At 40.6% G+C, this 18,296-nt stretch carries 6 protein-coding genes, 2 rRNA genes and 1 pseudogene (1 of these 9 running past the window's edge); 3 read left to right on the plus strand and 6 right to left on the minus strand.

Annotated elements, in window-relative coordinates; genetic code table 11:
* Positions 1–436: 436 nt before the first annotated feature.
* On the minus strand, positions 437–4,576 hold the full coding sequence (locus MHH33_RS16695; protein WP_342542409.1) for a S8 family serine peptidase: 4,140 nt from the start codon (positions 4,574–4,576) through the stop codon (positions 437–439).
* 679 nt (positions 4,577–5,255) lie between these two features.
* Between MHH33_RS16695 and MHH33_RS16700 the strand changes: the two are divergent.
* Positions 5,256–5,333: pseudogene (locus tag MHH33_RS16700) on the plus strand (VOC family protein); the annotation flags it as partial.
* Between the two features lie 322 nt (positions 5,334–5,655).
* Here the strand turns inward: MHH33_RS16700 and MHH33_RS16705 are convergent.
* Positions 5,656–6,666 carry a DMT family transporter gene (locus MHH33_RS16705; RefSeq protein WP_342542410.1) on the minus strand — a complete coding sequence of 337 codons (1,011 nt, stop codon included), beginning with the start codon at positions 6,664–6,666 and terminating at the stop codon, positions 5,656–5,658.
* Positions 6,667–6,828: 162 nt separating this feature from the next.
* On the opposite strand from MHH33_RS16705, the gene MHH33_RS16710 reads away from it, so the two are divergent.
* Together MHH33_RS16710 and MHH33_RS16715 are read left to right on the plus strand one after the other, a co-directional pair.
* Positions 6,829–7,872 (plus strand): winged helix-turn-helix domain-containing protein, encoded by a 1,044-nt coding sequence (locus MHH33_RS16710; RefSeq protein WP_016428658.1) that lies wholly within the window; start codon positions 6,829–6,831, stop codon positions 7,870–7,872.
* Complete coding sequence (locus MHH33_RS16715) at positions 7,869–9,086, plus strand: MFS transporter (protein ID WP_016428659.1); 1,218 nt, start codon at positions 7,869–7,871, stop codon at positions 9,084–9,086. Before MHH33_RS16710 ends, MHH33_RS16715 begins: the two co-directional genes overlap by 4 nt.
* Positions 9,087–9,186: 100 nt before the next feature.
* Here the strand turns inward: MHH33_RS16715 and MHH33_RS16720 are convergent, their stop codons facing one another.
* From MHH33_RS16720 to MHH33_RS16735, 4 genes are all read right to left on the minus strand, one after another.
* Positions 9,187–10,161 (minus strand): multidrug resistance efflux transporter family protein, encoded by a 975-nt coding sequence (locus MHH33_RS16720; RefSeq protein ID WP_016428660.1) that lies wholly within the window; start codon positions 10,159–10,161, stop codon positions 9,187–9,189.
* 991 nt (positions 10,162–11,152) lie between these two features.
* Positions 11,153–15,247 (minus strand): S8 family serine peptidase, encoded by a 4,095-nt coding sequence (locus MHH33_RS16725; RefSeq protein ID WP_342542411.1) that lies wholly within the window; start codon positions 15,245–15,247, stop codon positions 11,153–11,155.
* Positions 15,248–16,617: 1,370 nt separating this feature from the next.
* A 5S ribosomal RNA gene (rrf, locus tag MHH33_RS16730) occupies positions 16,618–16,733 on the minus strand.
* A 66-nt stretch (positions 16,734–16,799) separates the two neighbouring features.
* Positions 16,800–18,296, minus strand: a 23S ribosomal RNA gene (locus MHH33_RS16735) (it continues 1,435 nt past the right edge of the window).

Below are 18,296 nucleotides of genomic sequence, written 5' to 3' on the forward strand. Positions count from 1 at the left end.
TTTAATAAGAAATCTCTTTCTACTTTTGCAAAATCAGTCCATAATTCATTTTCATTTACCTTGTTTTTTTCTTTTTTTAATCTTTTTACCATTAACTCTAATGCTTCTTTTAGGTTATCAATAAGATAAATTCTAATATCTTTTGCATTAATACCTTCCCTCTTGACCGTGGCATCCCAACATGAAATGAAACGGAGTCGTGAAGAACAACAAAAGGCTGTTACTTCAAATTAGAAAGATAATGGTTAGTGCTTACTTAAAAAACCCAAATGTGTCTAGGGAGAGTTGTTCAGATTGCGGTCAACGTTTAGAGTCTAATGAAACATTTGAAGCCTATGGCAGAATTTATTGTGGACCATGCTATCAGTCCAAATAAGAGCTGAAATGATAAAAAAAAAGAGTCCTGAACTGATCAGGACTCCCAAAGCAAATTGAATTAAGGTGTAACTCCAAGTTCTCTTAAAATATCATCTAATCTTTTACTCTTCACATGATCTGCAGGTTTTGGCGTGTTTTCTACATCTGGATTTACTTTTAAGTAGTTGGTTTTGACAAATCCGATGTCTGTTGCATTAACAATACCATCAAAGTTAATATCTGCTTCGCGTTTATTTGTGCTCCAAGCTTCTTGAATCGCCAGTGCATCGTAAATGTCGATTACTTGGTCTTGGTTTACATCACCTGCTACTGCTTCTTTGTTTTCAATGTACATATATTGCCCATACCACACACCGTTGCGTAAGAAGCCAACTTTTTGATTTTTTTGTATCGTAATAAAGTGCCCGGGTAGGTGTACTTCTTTGGTAAATAGTTGATCGGTTAACGGAAGCTTAGTCACAAGGAACTCTGGTTGGATTCTGCTATTTATAGTTGCATCGTAGACTTTACCCATAGCATCGGAAAAGATTACTTTAGCCCCAGCTTGAACCCAATCTTTTTTATCCCAGATGATAACTTGACCAGATGCATACTTTCTAAAACCTTCTGCTGTAAGGTAGCCAAATGCTTCAGAGAACGTAGGAGTGACGTTCCAAGAAAATGGTGCAAAGAAGGGATTGGTTGATGTGCCCGCTTCATTCACATAAGAAACCTTTGCATTAAATCCTGCTCTTGTAGAGTAAGCAGTATCTTTCACCTTAATAGTTACGTCTACAGCAGGGATTTTGCCAGAAACTTCTTTCGTAGACGCTACATCTAGTTTGATCGATGGTTTTCCATTCGTATAGGTAACGGTTACTGTTCCTTCACCAAACTCACTTAATGCTGCATTGGGTTTTGCCTCAACCACTTCTAGTTGAGTGCCAAATTTAGGACCATAAAAGTCAGAGTCTAACAAATTCCAAGTGGCTGACTTTAATTTTTGTACATTGTCCAGTGTGAGGGTAGTGGTAATCGTTTCCCCTAATGCGATCGATTTTTGTTTACTGGTTCCATAAGCAAATGGAGTACCTTCTTTAACAAAGTAGTAGGCTTTCCTTCCACCTATGTTCCCACCTCCATCAAATCCATCCATCTTAAAGCTTATGACCGGAGTTTTTTCATCCATCGGTATTTCTTCTTTCCATTTTCCCGCTGTGTCCATACGGACAGAGCTAGGTACTGGACTGTTGAAGTACGACAAGAGCCGGTTTTTGGATTGGTCGACTGCCATCCCTGCTTGTTTTGCCGCTTCAATTTCTTTGTCATAGATTTGCACTTCAAATGGATAAGTAGTTTGACCTGATTTGTACTCAAGGATCGGAGACTCTTGATCCAATGAGCTTGTAAAAGTAGGTAGATCAATATCTACTAATAGATCGAAGGATTTGGTAAGAACTTTGTCAGCCTCAGTAGTCGTAATCGTTTTCAGTTGGTATTGCCCCGGTTTTGCTTGTGCTTTTTCTGTAGAGATTCCATCGGCTGTAAACGGATAGTAGTTTCCATTAAACATAACTAGGAAATAGCTTGTATCGACGTTTTTTCCAACCAGATTGTGTCGTCCAACGAAACCAAGCTCTTGCCCAGATTTCCGGTCTACTAAGATCATGTCCATGGTTTTCATTGGTGATTTCAAGTTCATTTGCGCAGATACCAAAGATTGTCTATTAAATTCGCCATAGTGATCATAGCGATAGTAGGCTGGGGAAAATATATTACTACCATCGATATCCAGTGTTTTGAAGTTGTCTTCCGCTGTACGAACACTAAATGGAATCCGATATTGCTCGGTTTGATCCTCTTGGTTGGTCACTAAGAGGTAACCTTCGTAAATTCCTTCAGCAGCAGCTTTAGGCACTTCGATGGTAACATGTAGACTTTCGGTAGAAGCTGGACCCACTGTTAAGGTTGGGTGGAATTTCACTTGTACCTGGTTGGCTACGGCATCTAGGCTACCTTTCACCGCTTGGAACTGAACGTTCAAATTGAAATTCTTTACTTTATCAGTTAGGTTTTGAAATTTCAACTTTTTGGTAACGCTAAGATCTTCACCTGCATAATGAGTGCCAAACGCAATGCCACCTGTTTTTTCTTTGATAGTAGTGATTCCATCAGCGTTAGGAACAAGGGTCGTATCCTGTACTTGAATCTTCATCCCCGTATGGACGGCTTGATAAGGATCCACGCGTCCTGCTCCCACTTCAAATACACTGTAGGAACCATTCAGTGGATCAGCGGTGTTCATCATGATTGTTTTTACATCTTCAGGCTGTAACGTTGGATTGACTTGTAATAAGAGTGCTGCTACACCAGCCGCATTTGGCGTTGCCATGGAAGTACCTGAGAGACGAGCATACGCATATTTGTAATCGGTTGGTGCGTCATGGTTCCCGATGTAAGCGGGTACAGAAGACAACACACTGACTCCAGGAGCGGTGACTTCTGGCTTGATGTCATAGGTTCTTTTGGCTGGTCCACGAGAACTGAAGTCAGCTAGGGTGTCCCCTTGTGTTTTGGTTACAGTTAAATTACTAAATGTGAAGGATATATTTCCTGCAGTTAGTTGCTCCTTCACCTTGAGTCCATCCTCTTGAGTAAGAGAGAAAGTAGGAATAAAGTTTTGATTTTCTCCCAAGTAAGCAGGAATATGGCCAGGTTCGTTGTTATACATTAAGACAGCCACCGCGCCATGTTGTTTCGCAAACTTCACTTTATCTGCAAATGCATATGTTCCCCGAGCAACGAAAGCGATTTTGCCATTCACATCTTTGCCCGTGTAATTCGCGTTACCACCAAGACCTACGTTTACTAGTTCTAAACTTTTCCCTTCTAGAGTAGATAGGTTATCAGTGAAGGATTTTGCCATGTTAAGCAGTTCCAGCCCACTGAGTGTTCCGATCGCCCCTTTCATGGACGAATGAGAAATGGATACATCACTGGCTCCAACGGTGAGAGCGAGTGCAGCAGTTCCAGGAGAGCCGAGAGTGTAAGAGTTAAGTCCTGAGTTACCCGCAGCCACCACGGCAGTGACATCACTTAATACCGCATAGTTCACGGCTGTACTCGTTGGAAAGTATGGATCGTTAATTCCTGCTCCCAAGGAAATGTTAATGACATCCATGCCATCGGCAACGGCTCGGTCGATCCCCGCCATTACGGCTTCCGAAGTACCGCTACCATATGGTCCAAGGACACGGTACACATAGAGGTCAGCATCTGGAGCGACTCCTTTGACAGAGACTTCACTATCATTTTTAGCTTGACCGACGATGATTCCAGATACGTGAGTCCCATGCTCCGTGTAGTAGGAGATTCCGCTATTGAATTCCGGGTTACCTGACTTTTTCCAATCTGCGTAGGTGGTTTCCATCGGATCGTTGTCATTATCGACAAAGTCATAGCCACCTTTGAAGGCATCTGTTAGATCAGGATGATTGTAGTCGACCCCTGTATCGATGACCCCTACTTTTACGCCTTTCCCTGTGATTCCTTCCGCATGAAGCTTGTCTACTCCTACAAGGGGAACACTAGCCGCTTGCGTCGAAGCGTTATTAGATTCTTCCTGTGCGATGGAAGGGGGCTCTACCGTAAAGGTGATATTTTTGTGTACGGATTGGACCACTTCCGATTTCATCAACGTCTCTACTTGGTTCGCAGCAAGGGTAAGAGCCACCCCGTTATAAGAAGTTTTGTAGGAACTGGTGATTTTATAAGAAGGTTCTGCACTTTTGACTTCTGAAGAAGAAGTGGCAGCAGGTAAGATTTTTTCCAGTTCACTTTGGAATGTGGAATGTTCTTGTTCTACCTGTTCGTTGGCTTCTTGTTTGGTTACTTTTTTGCCTTTCAGAGCGGCCTCTAATACAGCTACTTTTCCTGGCTTGGACTTAAATTGTACGATAACAGAAATGTCTTTGTCTGATTTCAGTTCTTCATCTGAAAATCCCTGCAAGCCATAGTTTTCTGTCATCTCGAGTTGGTTTAATGCCGCTTGTTGTTCTGGGGTGAGCGATGCTAAGATTTGTTCTGCTGATTTACCAGTTGCACCCGAAACAGGTCCGATCCCAAACTGGACGGAGGATAAAAGTAAACCCAATGATAAAGCAATGGCAGTTGAAGTTTTCGATGTTTTGCTATACCAACGATATTTTCTCTCTTTCATAGGCTCCCTCTTTCTTGCTAAGAATTTGTAAAGATCGTAACGCGATAGAACTGAGAAAGTGCGCTTTAACAATTTTGATTTCAACAAAATTCCTCTTACATTTTTTAATTTGGCATTAGAGCCATCTTGCCCGAGAATATTATTTCTTCTAAATCACATCCCCTTCCCTTTTATCTGAAAATTATTGTAATTTGTATTATACCTACTCCTTAGAACAGTTTAAATTGGGGGAATTCCATGCGATTCCATTGACCCATTCAACTAAAAAATATTTTAAGTACGTGTCAATAAAGCACGAAAACCTGTGGAAAATAGCATATTTTCAAAGGTGGATGGGTGAAATTTTGTAATAAATTATCAAGTTATGAATGCAATACATTTTAACCTTGGGGGAAAAGACTGAAAATCAAAACCATTCTATCAATTATTACAATTTTAATAGAATCAAATCGATAGATAGTACTAGGGACTCGTATCGAGGAATAGAAGTTTAACTAGGATATTTGTACCAAAAACACCATTAGTGATTAATAGAACTAACTGTCTATGAATGCTACTTTACTCTGAATGTAGATTGCAATTAAGGGAAATTCTAAAAATCAATTAGTGTTAGGAGGATTTAGGGTGAAGTACTTTATGTATCAATACTTTAATCATTGCATGTGTCAAACAAAATTTCAGTAAGTGATGGGTAGTCGTTGCACCACCTGGTTCAACTGGCACTTCGATCTTATTAGCAAGGGCCTCAAAACCAGAGTCCTAATGGAGACTGCTGAGTTTAAAAAAATTGTAGATGAAATAGTTATTTCTAACGGAATGCAAAAAAGAGGTAGCTATTATTATTTAGAAAGTAAAGAAATAATGGTTGTACTTGTTAAACGTATAATAAAGCAATTGTTAATTAAAATAGCAAAAGGCATGACGAGTGAAATCTCGGCACACCTTTTTAAAAAGCTCAACTTATATGAAAGATTTCAAAATTCCCAAAGAAACTTTATGATACATTTTAATATACATATAAATGATTTTCTCTATTATGAGTAGATTTAATTCTACTATTGCGAGAAGTGCTATGGAATTCAAGTAACTGTCCGTTTGAGAATATGCTTATCTTTCAACAAATTGGTTCCAATAACTCCAATAATTATGAGAGCTGAGCCCACTATATGAAATAGATATATTTTTTCATTTAATATTACTCCTCCAGCAATAATAGAGACTACAGTAGACATATTGGAGAAGACACTCATTTGGGACGCTGATATTTTTGAGAGAATAAAATTAGATAATAATGACGTTACGAAAGATGCAAGAATCCCAAGAAATAAAATAGAAACAACAAAGTTTAAGTTAGTCAAAGGGATAAACATAGATTGTAAGCTCTTATTTAATATATGTTGATAAATTGCAATAGTATTAAAAAAGAAGAAACCTATCCCTAACATAAAAAATGTTATATCTAACGGTTTAAAAGTTTTCAATAATGAACGAGCCATTACTGTATAACCTGATAGCGATATACATGAAATCAACAGCAATGAAATACCTACCCAATTTGAGATGGAAACAGTGCCGCCTTTCATCGAAAAGATATAAAAAACACCAAAGACCGAGGTTAAAATAGAAAGCTTTTGATAAGCTGATGTTTGTTCTTTTAGAAAAAATGAAGCCAAAATTGTTGTTAAAATTGGTATGGTTGCAAAAAGTATCCCGGCTTCTGACGAAGGTACTGATTCAAGACCAAACGCTTGAAAAGTAAAGAAAAAAGTCGGATAAAACAGGGTTAATGGTATTAATTTATAATATGACTTTAACATTAAATCTACCTTTACAATTTTAAACATTACTAATAACAATACCGTTATGAAAGCAAAAGTAAAACGGAAGGCTAAGGTATCTATTGGGTTAGAAATATTAATAGCCGTTTTTGTGAATAAGAAAGATAAACCCACTATTACTGCATTTATACCCGCACATACGTAAGCCAAATAAAGTCCTCTATTCATATAACCACGTTCTTTCTTCATTAGTCTTAAATAAATTGTACCATTCCAAATATTGTCTGCACCCTCCATTAGTTTGAATATCATCTACGACTTTTGAATGGAAATCTACCCCTTTGACTGAATATCAACTAATAAGTAAGAGTTTTAAGAAAGTTAGTTGTAATATCTTTATTAAATAATTCGGAAATTATTGAATTTATAATTCCATTATTATAGAATACATTCATAGATGAAGGAGGCACTCGGATGAATCTTCATTATTCCTCGCAACCAATAGAAACTATCTCGATAGAAGTAGAATCTTCACAAGTATGGGAGGTGATTCTTGGAATTACTGGTTTTACCCACACGCAACTAAGACATACTTTTGAGTTCGACGAAATGTGGGAGTCCAATCTGGATTCCATGTCTGAAATTCTCCTCAAGTATTTAGATGAAATAGAAAGAACTAATTTATGGTATGGATTAATCTTGCTTCAAGAAAGGTTTTCTGCAAAATCTATAACCGATTTTTCTCTCCAGCTTTCAGAAATGAATCCAAATGAATTTTATGAAACGGTTTTGCCTTATAAGGATCGAGAGATGGAACCAATGCGTAGAGAGATTTCTGCACAATACAAACAAGGCGATTCATTTGAGTCTTATGCGTCCTATTTTAATGACCATGCCTATCTCGGTGAATACATCCGTCATCTTGGTTCTTATTCATATCAAGAAATTTGCACTTTATTCATCAACCTTATGACTGATTGGTACACCTGGATACGCCAGAATGAAAAATGGGAAAAGTGGATTCGAACCTTAGATTTTGAGGAGAAGCAATATAATTCACTGGATAAGAACAACCCTATCGAAACAATCGAATTAATTACGGGTGGAGTAAGGTATTTTCCGGAACCTTCTGTTTGGACAGTTAAATTGATTCCGCAGGTAATTTATCGCCCATGGACCCTAGAAGTCCGTACGCCTGACACAAAATTATATTTCTATCCTTTAAAAGAAGAGTATTTGACGGAGCCCGGAGTTCCTTCGGCAGAACTCATTCGGGGACACAAAGCATTAGGAGATGAAGTTCGGTTGAAAATTCTTTATCAGTTGGTTAAAGAATCTTCATCACTACAAGATTTAAGTTTACAGTTCAGCATCTCAAAAACCACTCTCCACCATCAGCTCTCATTATTAAAAGCAGCAAAATTTATTCAGGTTGATAAAGGAATCTATAAGGCAAATATGACTCGAATTAACGCTTTTTCTGAACGTCTAACTCAATACCTTGGGGACACGATATGAAAAAGCACTCTAAATCATTTAAATCACTTTGGTTAGGTGAAGTCGTATCAGAATTTGGAGGAGCAGCTGGGGGGATAATTAATGGGTTGCTGCTTTATGAATTAACTGGTTCAAAGGAATGGATGGCGGCAATTTGGCTAGTCTACTTTATACCTTCATTAATACTTCAAGGACTTAGTGCTCCATTTCTGAACCACGTTGTGAAAGAGAAAATGCTTCGAAACATCCAGTTGATTCGTGCCAGTGCTTACTTTTTACCACTAGCTGGTTACTTAATGGACTCTGAATTTGGAATTATGTTTGGATTAGTTTTACTACAGTGCATTTTGGGATTGATGCAACCCATTTACGCCAGTCTTTCATTTGCTCTCATACCTGATATTTGCAAAGATGACGAGCTTGTTGATGCAAATGGATTATTGGACACCACACTGCGACTCATGATTATTATTGCTCCAGGTGTTACTTCATTATTATTGTTGGTCATTCCTATGGAATACATCTATGGAATCTCTTCGATACTGTTTTTGGCCAGTTTCTTGGCGCTTTCGCAAATACCACAGTCAAGCCAGAAAACGGTCGCCACGTGGACAAAAAAGTTTTGGTGGACTGAACTGAAAGAAGGTTATCGAACTTTTTTTAAATACCCAAATCTTTTACGACTAACGCTTCTTTCTTCGACAGTCCAATTTGCTGTAGGGGCAACAATGGTTTTAAGTGTTCCTTTTATACAAGGTGAACTTGAAGGACAGGATTGGGAATATGCTATTTTCAAAGGAGCTTTTCCTATTGGTTATGTTATTGGGATGTTAATTCTTACTAAAATACCGAAAACGGTTTTTACGATGTACCTTGGTTTGTTTGGAGGAGGTCTATCATTTATTCTCTTGTTTTTTGTCCATTCAGTACCCCTTGCATGGATATGTGAACTAATCGGTGGAATGTTATTCCCTCTTTTTAATGCTCAAAGTGCCGCTATTTTTCAGCGAGAGGCTCCTCGAGAACGCTTAACGCAACTTAGTGCAGTTCGCCTGTTTTTATTTAGGATAACAATGCCTCTAGGAATCGTGTTTGCCTCATCTGCATTATGGGATATCAGCACCCGTCTAACATACCTGATCATTGGAATGGTGATTGTTCTCCCTGCTTTGTTTTATCTTTTTATATCTCTAATAAAACAACATCATTTTCCAGAGCGAAGATTGGAATCATAACCAAGTAGCATATGACTAGCGATAACCGCGATCATACTCGTCACGGATCTACGCCCTTTAGTAAAAAAGCAATGCCTACTTTCAACACCGCAACTATTATTTAATTTTCGTTCAATGAATGATTAAGATTATTTTCTACTCTTTTATTTGAAACATAACTATGCAATATCATTCCAATGATGACGATAAAAATACCGACCCAGGAAATTGGAGAAGGAAGTGGTATAGATAGAAATATTAGTTCACCAGCTAATGCAAATATCACTTCCATTGATTGTGTTGCTTCAACTGCAGCTAACTTTTGCATATTTCCTCTTACCAAATCAGTAGCCATAAAAAATAAGACAGTGGCAATGACGCCTGAAAAAAGAGCTACCAATAACGATTGAAAGCTTTGTCCTCCACTTGGTAATCCTTCCGTAAAAAAGCCATACAAAGAAAGCAAAAGCCAAAATGGTAGACTTGCTAACGTCATTCCTAATACTCGTTGATATGCATCTAATCGCCCTTCACATACATCCATCATTTTGCGATTCCCTAAAGGATAGGCAAATGATGCGATTAGAATGGGGACAACTCCCAATAAGAGGTTTTCTAATGAAAGTTGCTTGGCATGTTCCATTTGCATTAGAACAATACCTAACAGAATAATCATTGACATGAAAAGACCCCTAAAGGCAACTTTCCTTCTAATCTGTAAAGGTCCATTCTTGGTTTGTATTGTTTCAAAAAATAACGGTGCAAGTAATGCACCTGAAATGATCGTAATTTGCCATGTACCAGCAATCAGCCAACCAGGTGAATACGCAGCCGCATAACATAAAGGTGCGTAAAATAAAACAAAGCCAACGAAGCTCCATAATATCCATTTTCCTGGTTGTTTTTGCATTTCTTTTATTAGTGCTAATAGATTTTTTCTCATTAGTACAATAGACAAAAGAAATGGAATCATAAAAATGTACCGAAGTGAGGCACTCCATATCCAACTCCCGCCAGACAACTCCATGGATGCATTAAAAATAAATGTAAATGCAAAAAAGAAGGCAGCACAAATACCAATAAAAATGGACTTCAATGGAACTCACCTCGTCTCTCTATCATGTTTGGTTAGTAGTTCTTCAAGCATCAGATCTGTTGGTCTCCACAACCCACTAACTAAAAGTAGTTGCAGATTTCGAATTATGATTATCTTGATATTTTTCTACCACTTTACTAAACAGAAAACCTAATATTTGTTGGAAAAGCATACAAAACACAACAGGCATGACAACTGTTGCAGGGAAATAAGTGGTTGCAATAATAATACCAATCGGAAGATTATAAAAACAAGAGTCAGTACAATACGAGTATCCATAATAAGTGATCCAAAGCTAAAGCGATTGCAAATCCGGAACCAGCTCATAGGAAAACAACAAGAATAACAAGAAATAATTCCCCTGTGATTTCTTATAGTATGGTGCGACTGCACTGTTGTTTATCATTACAACAAAAAACAAACTGAGTTTAGAAATTGGGACTTTGATAAAAGAGTGCTACAAACATTGATTTTATAATAGAGGATTTTGTGAGAAGGCCAGAACAAAAGGGAATAATTAAACTGGAGAAAAAAACGCAATTTATGTTCCCAATAGTAGAATAAAATAAGTAATTCCGTAAAAAGGAATTGCAATTGAAGTAATTATATACATTGTCATTTCGCCTTTAGAAAGTTTTCTTTTCCACTTAGTTAGCTTAAGTTGCCTACGATAAATAATGCTGGAAATGAATATTAATATAGAAGTTAATTCCTTTATGTTTTCTAAAATGGTGATCAAATAATCAGCTCCTTTAGGGTTTTGCAATAAATTGTCCTATTATATTAAATGATGAAATAACATAAAAAAGAATCTCATATTTAAAAAGCAAAATATGAGATTCCTTGACCAAAAAAGCTATTTTGAATGATATTGGATTTAATTGCTATTTGATAACCTACTAAAAGGTAAAGCTTGACCTATGCCCTGGCTCACTATCAAACTCATTTTTCACAATCTTACCAGTAATTAAATGAAGATCTTTGTTCGGTGTTAAGGTTTCGATAGTTTATGCTTGAATTTTGCTGTTACTGTTACTGTCTTTGAAACTTGATTGTTCGCAATATCGGTTGCGACAACTGTAATTTCGTTCATACCATTATCAAGCAAAATCCGCTTAGAATACTTGCCGTCAACAATTGCTGCCTCGAAACCATTCACTTGGACTGATTTGAGGTTGACATCTGAAACCGTCCCTTCGACTGTCACCGTTTCACGATTCGTCTTATCTCCGTTTTTCGGATTGTCGAGTGTCAGTTTAGGATTGATCGTGTCAAGCGTGATTGTAACTGGCGCAGATTTACCTGTTACTTTACCACCCATCTTCGACACAGCGATCATCTCATTTGCACCTTCAACAAATTCCATAGGGATAGCGAATTTTCCATCATCACCAACTAAAGTAGAACCTGCCTCTTTTCCGTTATTCATCAATTGGATTGTCGTCGATGTGGACGCTACTCCTTCGATTACCCCGTTTTTCTTATTAGTACTAAAGCCTTGTACTGGAGATGTAATAACCGGTTCAATCACTTCATAGATGACACGTGCACGGATCATGAAGTTTCCTTCGCTTGTAAGTGAAGGTGTCCATGAACCTGCATCAAATTGATAGTTTCGGTTAGAGTTCCGGGTATTTGTATCTGACGCAAGTCCAGGTGCATTCGTTCTACCCTGCGTCTGAACATAGACCATGTAGAAATCGCTATCAACTTCAATATTGTATTCTGTCAAATCAACGACTGTCCATGTACCGTCACGTTTTGCTTGCGCGCTAAATGGACCAGCCAGTTTCTTACCGGGTGCACCATCTGCACCTGTTGCATCCCACACCTCTACTGCAAAAGCAGTTCCACCAGGTCTTGGCCAACTCTCATCCGAGAAGCGGAAGATGCCATCGGATACGATTGCAGATTCTTTTCCAGCAGGAAGAGTCATTTTCACTCCCCAAGCATTTCCAGCTGCAAAAAACGCATATGCATTTTCTTCTGTTCCATCATCATAGCCAATTTCCCCACCTGGGTACGTATAATACGGCTCAAGCTCAAGATCCAGTGCCGTATCGTTGCCGATTGAAATGGTAGTTCTCTGACCACCGTAACTTCGTGCAAACACTACAAGCGTATAATCCCCTTCATAAGCAGTGATGGAATAGTTACCATTTACATCTGTCACTACAGGTGTGATATTTGCATCTTCAAGGAGAAGTAATTTCGCTCCTTCGATTCCTTCACCTGTTGATTTGTCTGTAATTGTACCGCTAACCGTTGCTTTTGGCAGTTCTTCTAATATGAAATTCGCTTGTGTCGATTTATCCGCCTCGATTTGAACGGTTTGTTCTTTAGATTGGAATCCGTAAGCTTCTGCTTTCGTAGTAAATGTACCTATGCCATGAATTAACGAATACTTCCCGTCAGCAAGGTTTGAATAGACTGAACGTCCTGTTTCAAGTACACTCACTTGTGCTCCAATTGGTAAGACCATCGGGTTGAAATTCCCTTCGCCTGGTGTTGTTTCTTTTTCAGGCAATGCGGGTTTTATTTTTGTTGGGTCAATCGCTTCTTCGAATAAATCTTTCCCTTTCTCTATAATCACGTCGGGATTTTTATTGTTTGGTTTTTTGACACTATCAAGACCACTTTTTTCGGTATTCACCGTATTTCCTTTGTCACCTTGTTTAACCCCTTTTGAAACCTTTCCAATTTGCGATGTATCAACTAGAGTGACATCATCGATATACCAGCCATCCTCTTCAACATTTCCATCTGAAAATCCATTGAACCCGATATAGACGCGCTGACCGCTATACGCTGACAAATCGACTTCCGTCTCAAACCAAGCACTTGATCGACCTTGAATCTTGAGTAGTTGTGTCCATTCCTTCATATCAGTGGATATGAAAACATGTCCGTAATCATAAGCTGCCCCTGCTGCTGATTGCTCGAATTCATACCATTGTTTGAATTGCAAGTAGGAATTTCCTTCTGGCAAATCCATTGGAGGCATAAGGAGTGTTGCGTTCATATTACTCCCATACGGACCTTCAAGATTTGTGGCGTACACTTTTTCACCAGATGCAGCTTTACCAGGGCCGGATGTCGGTACACCCCACTCCCAAGTATCCATTAACCCAAATGAAGTCCAACCGATTGGTGTCTTCTCAAAATTTTCGAAATAGCCAACTGTAATAGCTGGTTTCACTTCGATAGTGTGATTTTCACTTACTACTTCGTTATTCCCAAAGTCATTGATTGTCCATTTGTAAGCGATCGAATCACCAGCGATTTCCTCACTTGGAATCGTTGCTACATATTCTCCGGACTTATAATCTCCAGACTTCTGAGAGGCATTCACTGCTTTCCATTCTCCGGTTGCACCTTGGTAGTTCAGTACGACGGATGCTAAGCTAATGTTGTCACTCACTTTGATTTTCAAATCGAGATCCATTCCTTCATATGTTGCTACGGGCGCAGTATGAGTGAATGTTGGGGCTTCATTATCCTCCCCTTTTTTCGCCACTTGGCCTTCAAGCTTTCCAAGACCATTAATGATTGCAGAAACAGACATATAAGCGTCGACAAGTCCATATCCATACCCATTGTTCGGAGTCTGTGGATATTCAATATCCGTCAACGGGACTGCCGTATCTAAAAGAATCTGTTCCATTTCATCGACTGTTACGTTCGCGTTCACTTGGCGGAGCATTGCCGCTATCGCCGAAACTGCCGGACTAGCCATCGATGTTCCATTCCAACCGCCTTCATAACCACTCCCCGGGACTGCTGAACGGATGTTCGCTCCAGGTGCAGAGACGTCTGGTTTAATTTCCGAATACGGTGATGGACCGCGTAAGGAAAAACCTCCCACTTTATTGTCAATGTCGGTTGCACCAGTTGCAAATGATTCCGGATAGTTACCCGGAGATGCTACTGATCCTGGTCCCCCTGGGTTATATATCGTTGTATTTCCAGCTGCGAATCCAGGAAATATTTGTGCAGCGCGCCAGTTTTTAACGACGTCGCGATACCACTCATCAAGACCAGCACCCCCACCCCATGAGTTATTCACAACATCTGGTGCCAGGTCGACACGTGTATTACCATTTGAATCTGTCGGGGCCAAAATCCATTGCGCTGCTGCCAATAGATCACTATCTGATCCCCCATCCGCTGAAAATGCTTTGACAGCAATCCATTTCGCACCCGGTGCTACACCAATTTGGTTAGAACCATTTGGCTCACCACCTACCATCGTACCGGTAACATGTGTACCATGCCCCTGGTCATCATAAGGTGCTGATTGTCCTGCAGTCGCATCAAACCAGTTGAAATCATGATTCACTTCACCTGTCGCTGCATTGTAGCCGCGGTATTTCTCTTTCAATGCAGGGTGATCCCATTGGACACCTGTATCGATGCTCGCGACGACTGTTCCCGAACCGTCAATACCCATGTCCCAAACTTTAGGGGCATTGACCCTGTTAACATTCCATTCTACATTGGCAATTCCAGACTCTGGTGTTACTGCATTTTTGGTTTTCGTTGTATAGAGTTCCCGTGTTTCATTCGGTAGAATTTTTTCAACTTCAGCGAATGTCGCTACTTTTTCCGCCACTTCTTTTGTAGCTGTAACAGCCATTCCGTTGACAATGTAATACGACGTAATATCTTTAGCGTTCCCTGCCTTAACTTGCATGTCCAAATACTGTTTTACATTTTGTTGCGATTCAAGAGATGTCATTTTCAATTCAGATACAACAGCGGAACGTTGCATGAGCTGTGATTTTTTTGCCGAAAGATTTGCATTACCAGCATCTTGTTTTGCTTGCTCTGCTACTTTTTCCGTGTCTGCACTCTCTTTAAATTTTATGAGAAAAGTAACTCTGTCCTCTTTTTCGAATGTTTCTAGTAAACTACTGCTCAATTTGTTTCCCGAAAGTACGTTAGAGTCATTTAATGATTTGTGCAGTTTTTTATTTGGTTCCGCAGTTGCTATTCCCGGTACAATTAAGGAAAGTACCATGAGTAATGTCGCAACAATGCTGAACATTTTTTTTAGATTACCCTTCTTTTTCATCTTCAACTTCATCCCCCTCCAATTTTTATAGCGACAGCGTCCTACTTCTTCAAGAAGTACATAAAAAAGCACCCCTTGCCCCCTTTCTACAAATTAATATAGGTACTCAATGGTGTCTGTTGCGAAATTCTTGTTGTTATTATTTAACATAACATACATAATAGTGTTCTTTGTCGAAATAAGACTGAAAATTCCAAATCGATAGTTTATATCTAGTAAACTCTTTACGTAATATGACCAAGCTACTATTGAGTTTGCACAATACTTTAAGGAATATCGACATGATATTACAAAAGATGGTTATCCTACACAACAAGATCGTTATATCGGGATATCTCAGGACGAAATAGACCAGGCAATTGATGAATTTAGTTTGTAAAAGGGATTGTCACAACGTGAGACCTACAAGTGAGGTTATCATTCTTCTAAGTAACGATGTGGATGGTTATTGCTACTTAGAGTGCGAAGTCTAAAGGGAGATTTTTTATTATCCAGCTTACGCTGCATAAAGAATTGGTAAGCCAGTTTTCTAAGCCCCATTACTTTGTTTACTTCTACTCCATACATCTTAATCACTCATACATAAATGAACACAAAAAAACCGATACCTTTTAATAGGTAACGGTTTTCTACTTGCCTAGCGACGTCCTACTCTCACTGGGGGAGCCCCCAACTACCATCGGCGCTAGGCTGCGAAAGACGATGAACGGCAGATTTCTTCGTCAACCGCAGGTCTTCGAGTCTCGCGTATATTATACGCTCCGAGTCTCTTCCCTTTGTTTCCTCGAACTCTTTGTTCCTCCTCTTTCTCGCACACCTTCGTACTAAGCTTAAAATACTACACAAAAAAACCGATACCTCGGAAGGTATCGGTTTCTTATTTTGCCTAGCGACGTCCTACTCTCACAGGGGGAGCCCCCGACTACCATCGGTGCTAGGCTGCGAAAGACGATGCACGGCAGATTTCTTCGTCAACCGCAGGTCTTCGAGTCTCGCGTATATTATACGCTCCGAGTCTCATCCCTTTGTTTCCTCGAACTCTTTGTTCCTCCTCTCTCTCGCACACCTTCGTACTAAGCTTAAAAAACAACACAAAAAAACCGACACCTCGAAAGGTATCGGTTTCTTATTTTGCCTAGCGACGTCCTACTCTCACAGGGGGAGCCCCCAACTACCCTCGGCGCTAGGCTGCGAAAGACGATGAACGGCAGATTTCTTCGTCAACCGCAGGTCTTCGAGTCTCGCGTATATTATACGCTCCGAGTCTCATCCCTTTGTTTCCTCGAACTCTTTGTTCCTCCTCCTTCTCGCACACCTTCGTTCTAAGCTTAAAATACAACACAAAAAAACCGACACCTCGAAAGGTATCGGTTTTTTACTTTGCCTAGCGACGTCCTACTCTCACAGGGGGAAACCCCCAACTACCATCGGCGCTAAAGAGCTTAACTTCCGTGTTCGGTATGGGAACGGGTGTGACCTCTTTGCCATTATCACTAGACTTTTTTTGAGTGTTTGTTCACTCAAAACTGGATAAACGGGTCATTGAAAACCATTCAAATTCATTTTGGTTAAGTCCTCGATCGATTAGTATTCGTCAGCTGCACACGTCACCGCGCTTCCACCTCGAACCTATCTACCTCATCGTCTTTGAGGGATCTTACTTACTTGCGTAATGGGAAATCTCATCTTGAGGGGGGCTTCATGCTTAGATGCTTTCAGCACTTATCCCGGCCACACATAGCTACCCAGCGATGCTCTTGGCAGAACAACTGGTACACCAGCGGTGTGTCCATCCCGGTCCTCTCGTACTAAGGACAGCTCCTCTCAAATTTCCTACGCCCACGACGGATAGGGACCGAACTGTCTCACGACGTTCTGAACCCAGCTCGCGTACCGCTTTAATGGGCGAACAGCCCAACCCTTGGGACCGACTACAGCCCCAGGATGCGATGAGCCGACATCGAGGTGCCAAACCTCCCCGTCGATGTGGACTCTTGGGGGAGATAAGCCTGTTATCCCCGGGGTAGCTTTTATCCGTTGAGCGATGGCCCTTCCATGCGGAACCACCGGATCACTAAGCCCGTCTTTCGACCCTGCTCGACTTGTAGGTCTCGCAGTCAAGCTCCCTTCTGCCTTTACACTCTACGAATGATTTCCAACCATTCTGAGGGAACCTTTGGGCGCCTCCGTTACACTTTAGGAGGCGACCGCCCCAGTCAAACTGCCCGCCTGACACTGTCTCCTGCCCCGCTAAGGGGCAAGGGTTAGAAGTTCAATACAACCAGGGTAGTATCCCACCGACGCCTCCTCCGAAGCTGGCGCTCCGGAATCTCAGGCTCCTACCTATCCTGTACAAGTTGTACCAAAATTCAATATCAGGCTACAGTAAAGCTCCACGGGGTCTTTCCGTCCTGTCGCGGGTAACCTGCATCTTCACAGGTACTATAATTTCACCGAGTCTCTCGTTGAGACAGTGCCCAGATCGTTACGCCTTTCGTGCGGGTCGGAACTTACCCGACAAGGAATTTCGCTACCTTAGGACCGTTATAGTTACGGCCGCCGTTTACTGGGGCTTCAATTCGCACCTTCGCTTGCGCTAAGCACTCCTCTTAACCTTCCAGCACCGGGCAGGCGTCAGCCCCTATACGTCACCTTACGGTTTTGCAGAGACCTGTGTTTTTGCTAAACAGTCGCCTGGGCCTATTCACTGCGGCTCTCTCGGGCTTTAACACCCTAATAGAGCACCCCTTCTCCCGAAGTTACGGGGTCATTTTGCCGAGTTCCTTAACGAGAGTTCTCTCGCTCACCTTAGGATTCTCTCCTCGACTACCTGTGTCGGTTTGCGGTACGGGCACCTTCCACCTCGTTAGAGGCTTTTCTTGGCAGTGTGAAATCAGGAACTCAGACCTAATGGTCCTTGTCATCACAGCTCAACGTTATAGGAACGGGATTTGCCTCATTCCACGCCTTACTGCTTGAACGTACATAACCAACAGTACGCTTACCCTATCCTTCTGCGTCCCCCCATTACTCAAACGGTGGAGTGGTGGTACAGGAATAT

Origin of the sequence: Paenisporosarcina sp. FSL H8-0542 (assembly GCF_038632915.1) — a bacterium.
Taxonomy (GTDB): domain Bacteria; phylum Bacillota; class Bacilli; order Bacillales_A; family Planococcaceae; genus Paenisporosarcina.

What these genes read in the sequence shown, in the direction of transcription:
- MHH33_RS16695 (WP_342542409.1), bottom strand. Translation starts at nt 4,576, where the DNA reads ATGAAAGAGAGAAAATATCGTTGGTATAGCAAAACATCGAAAACTTCA.
- MHH33_RS16705 (WP_342542410.1), bottom strand. Translation starts at nt 6,666, where the DNA reads ATGATATTCAAACTAATGGAGGGTGCAGACAATATTTGGAATGGTACA.
- MHH33_RS16710 (WP_016428658.1), top strand. Translation starts at nt 6,829, where the DNA reads ATGAATCTTCATTATTCCTCGCAACCAATAGAAACTATCTCGATAGAA.
- MHH33_RS16715 (WP_016428659.1), top strand. Translation starts at nt 7,869, where the DNA reads ATGAAAAAGCACTCTAAATCATTTAAATCACTTTGGTTAGGTGAAGTC.
- MHH33_RS16725 (WP_342542411.1), bottom strand. Translation starts at nt 15,247, where the DNA reads ATGAAGTTGAAGATGAAAAAGAAGGGTAATCTAAAAAAAATGTTCAGC.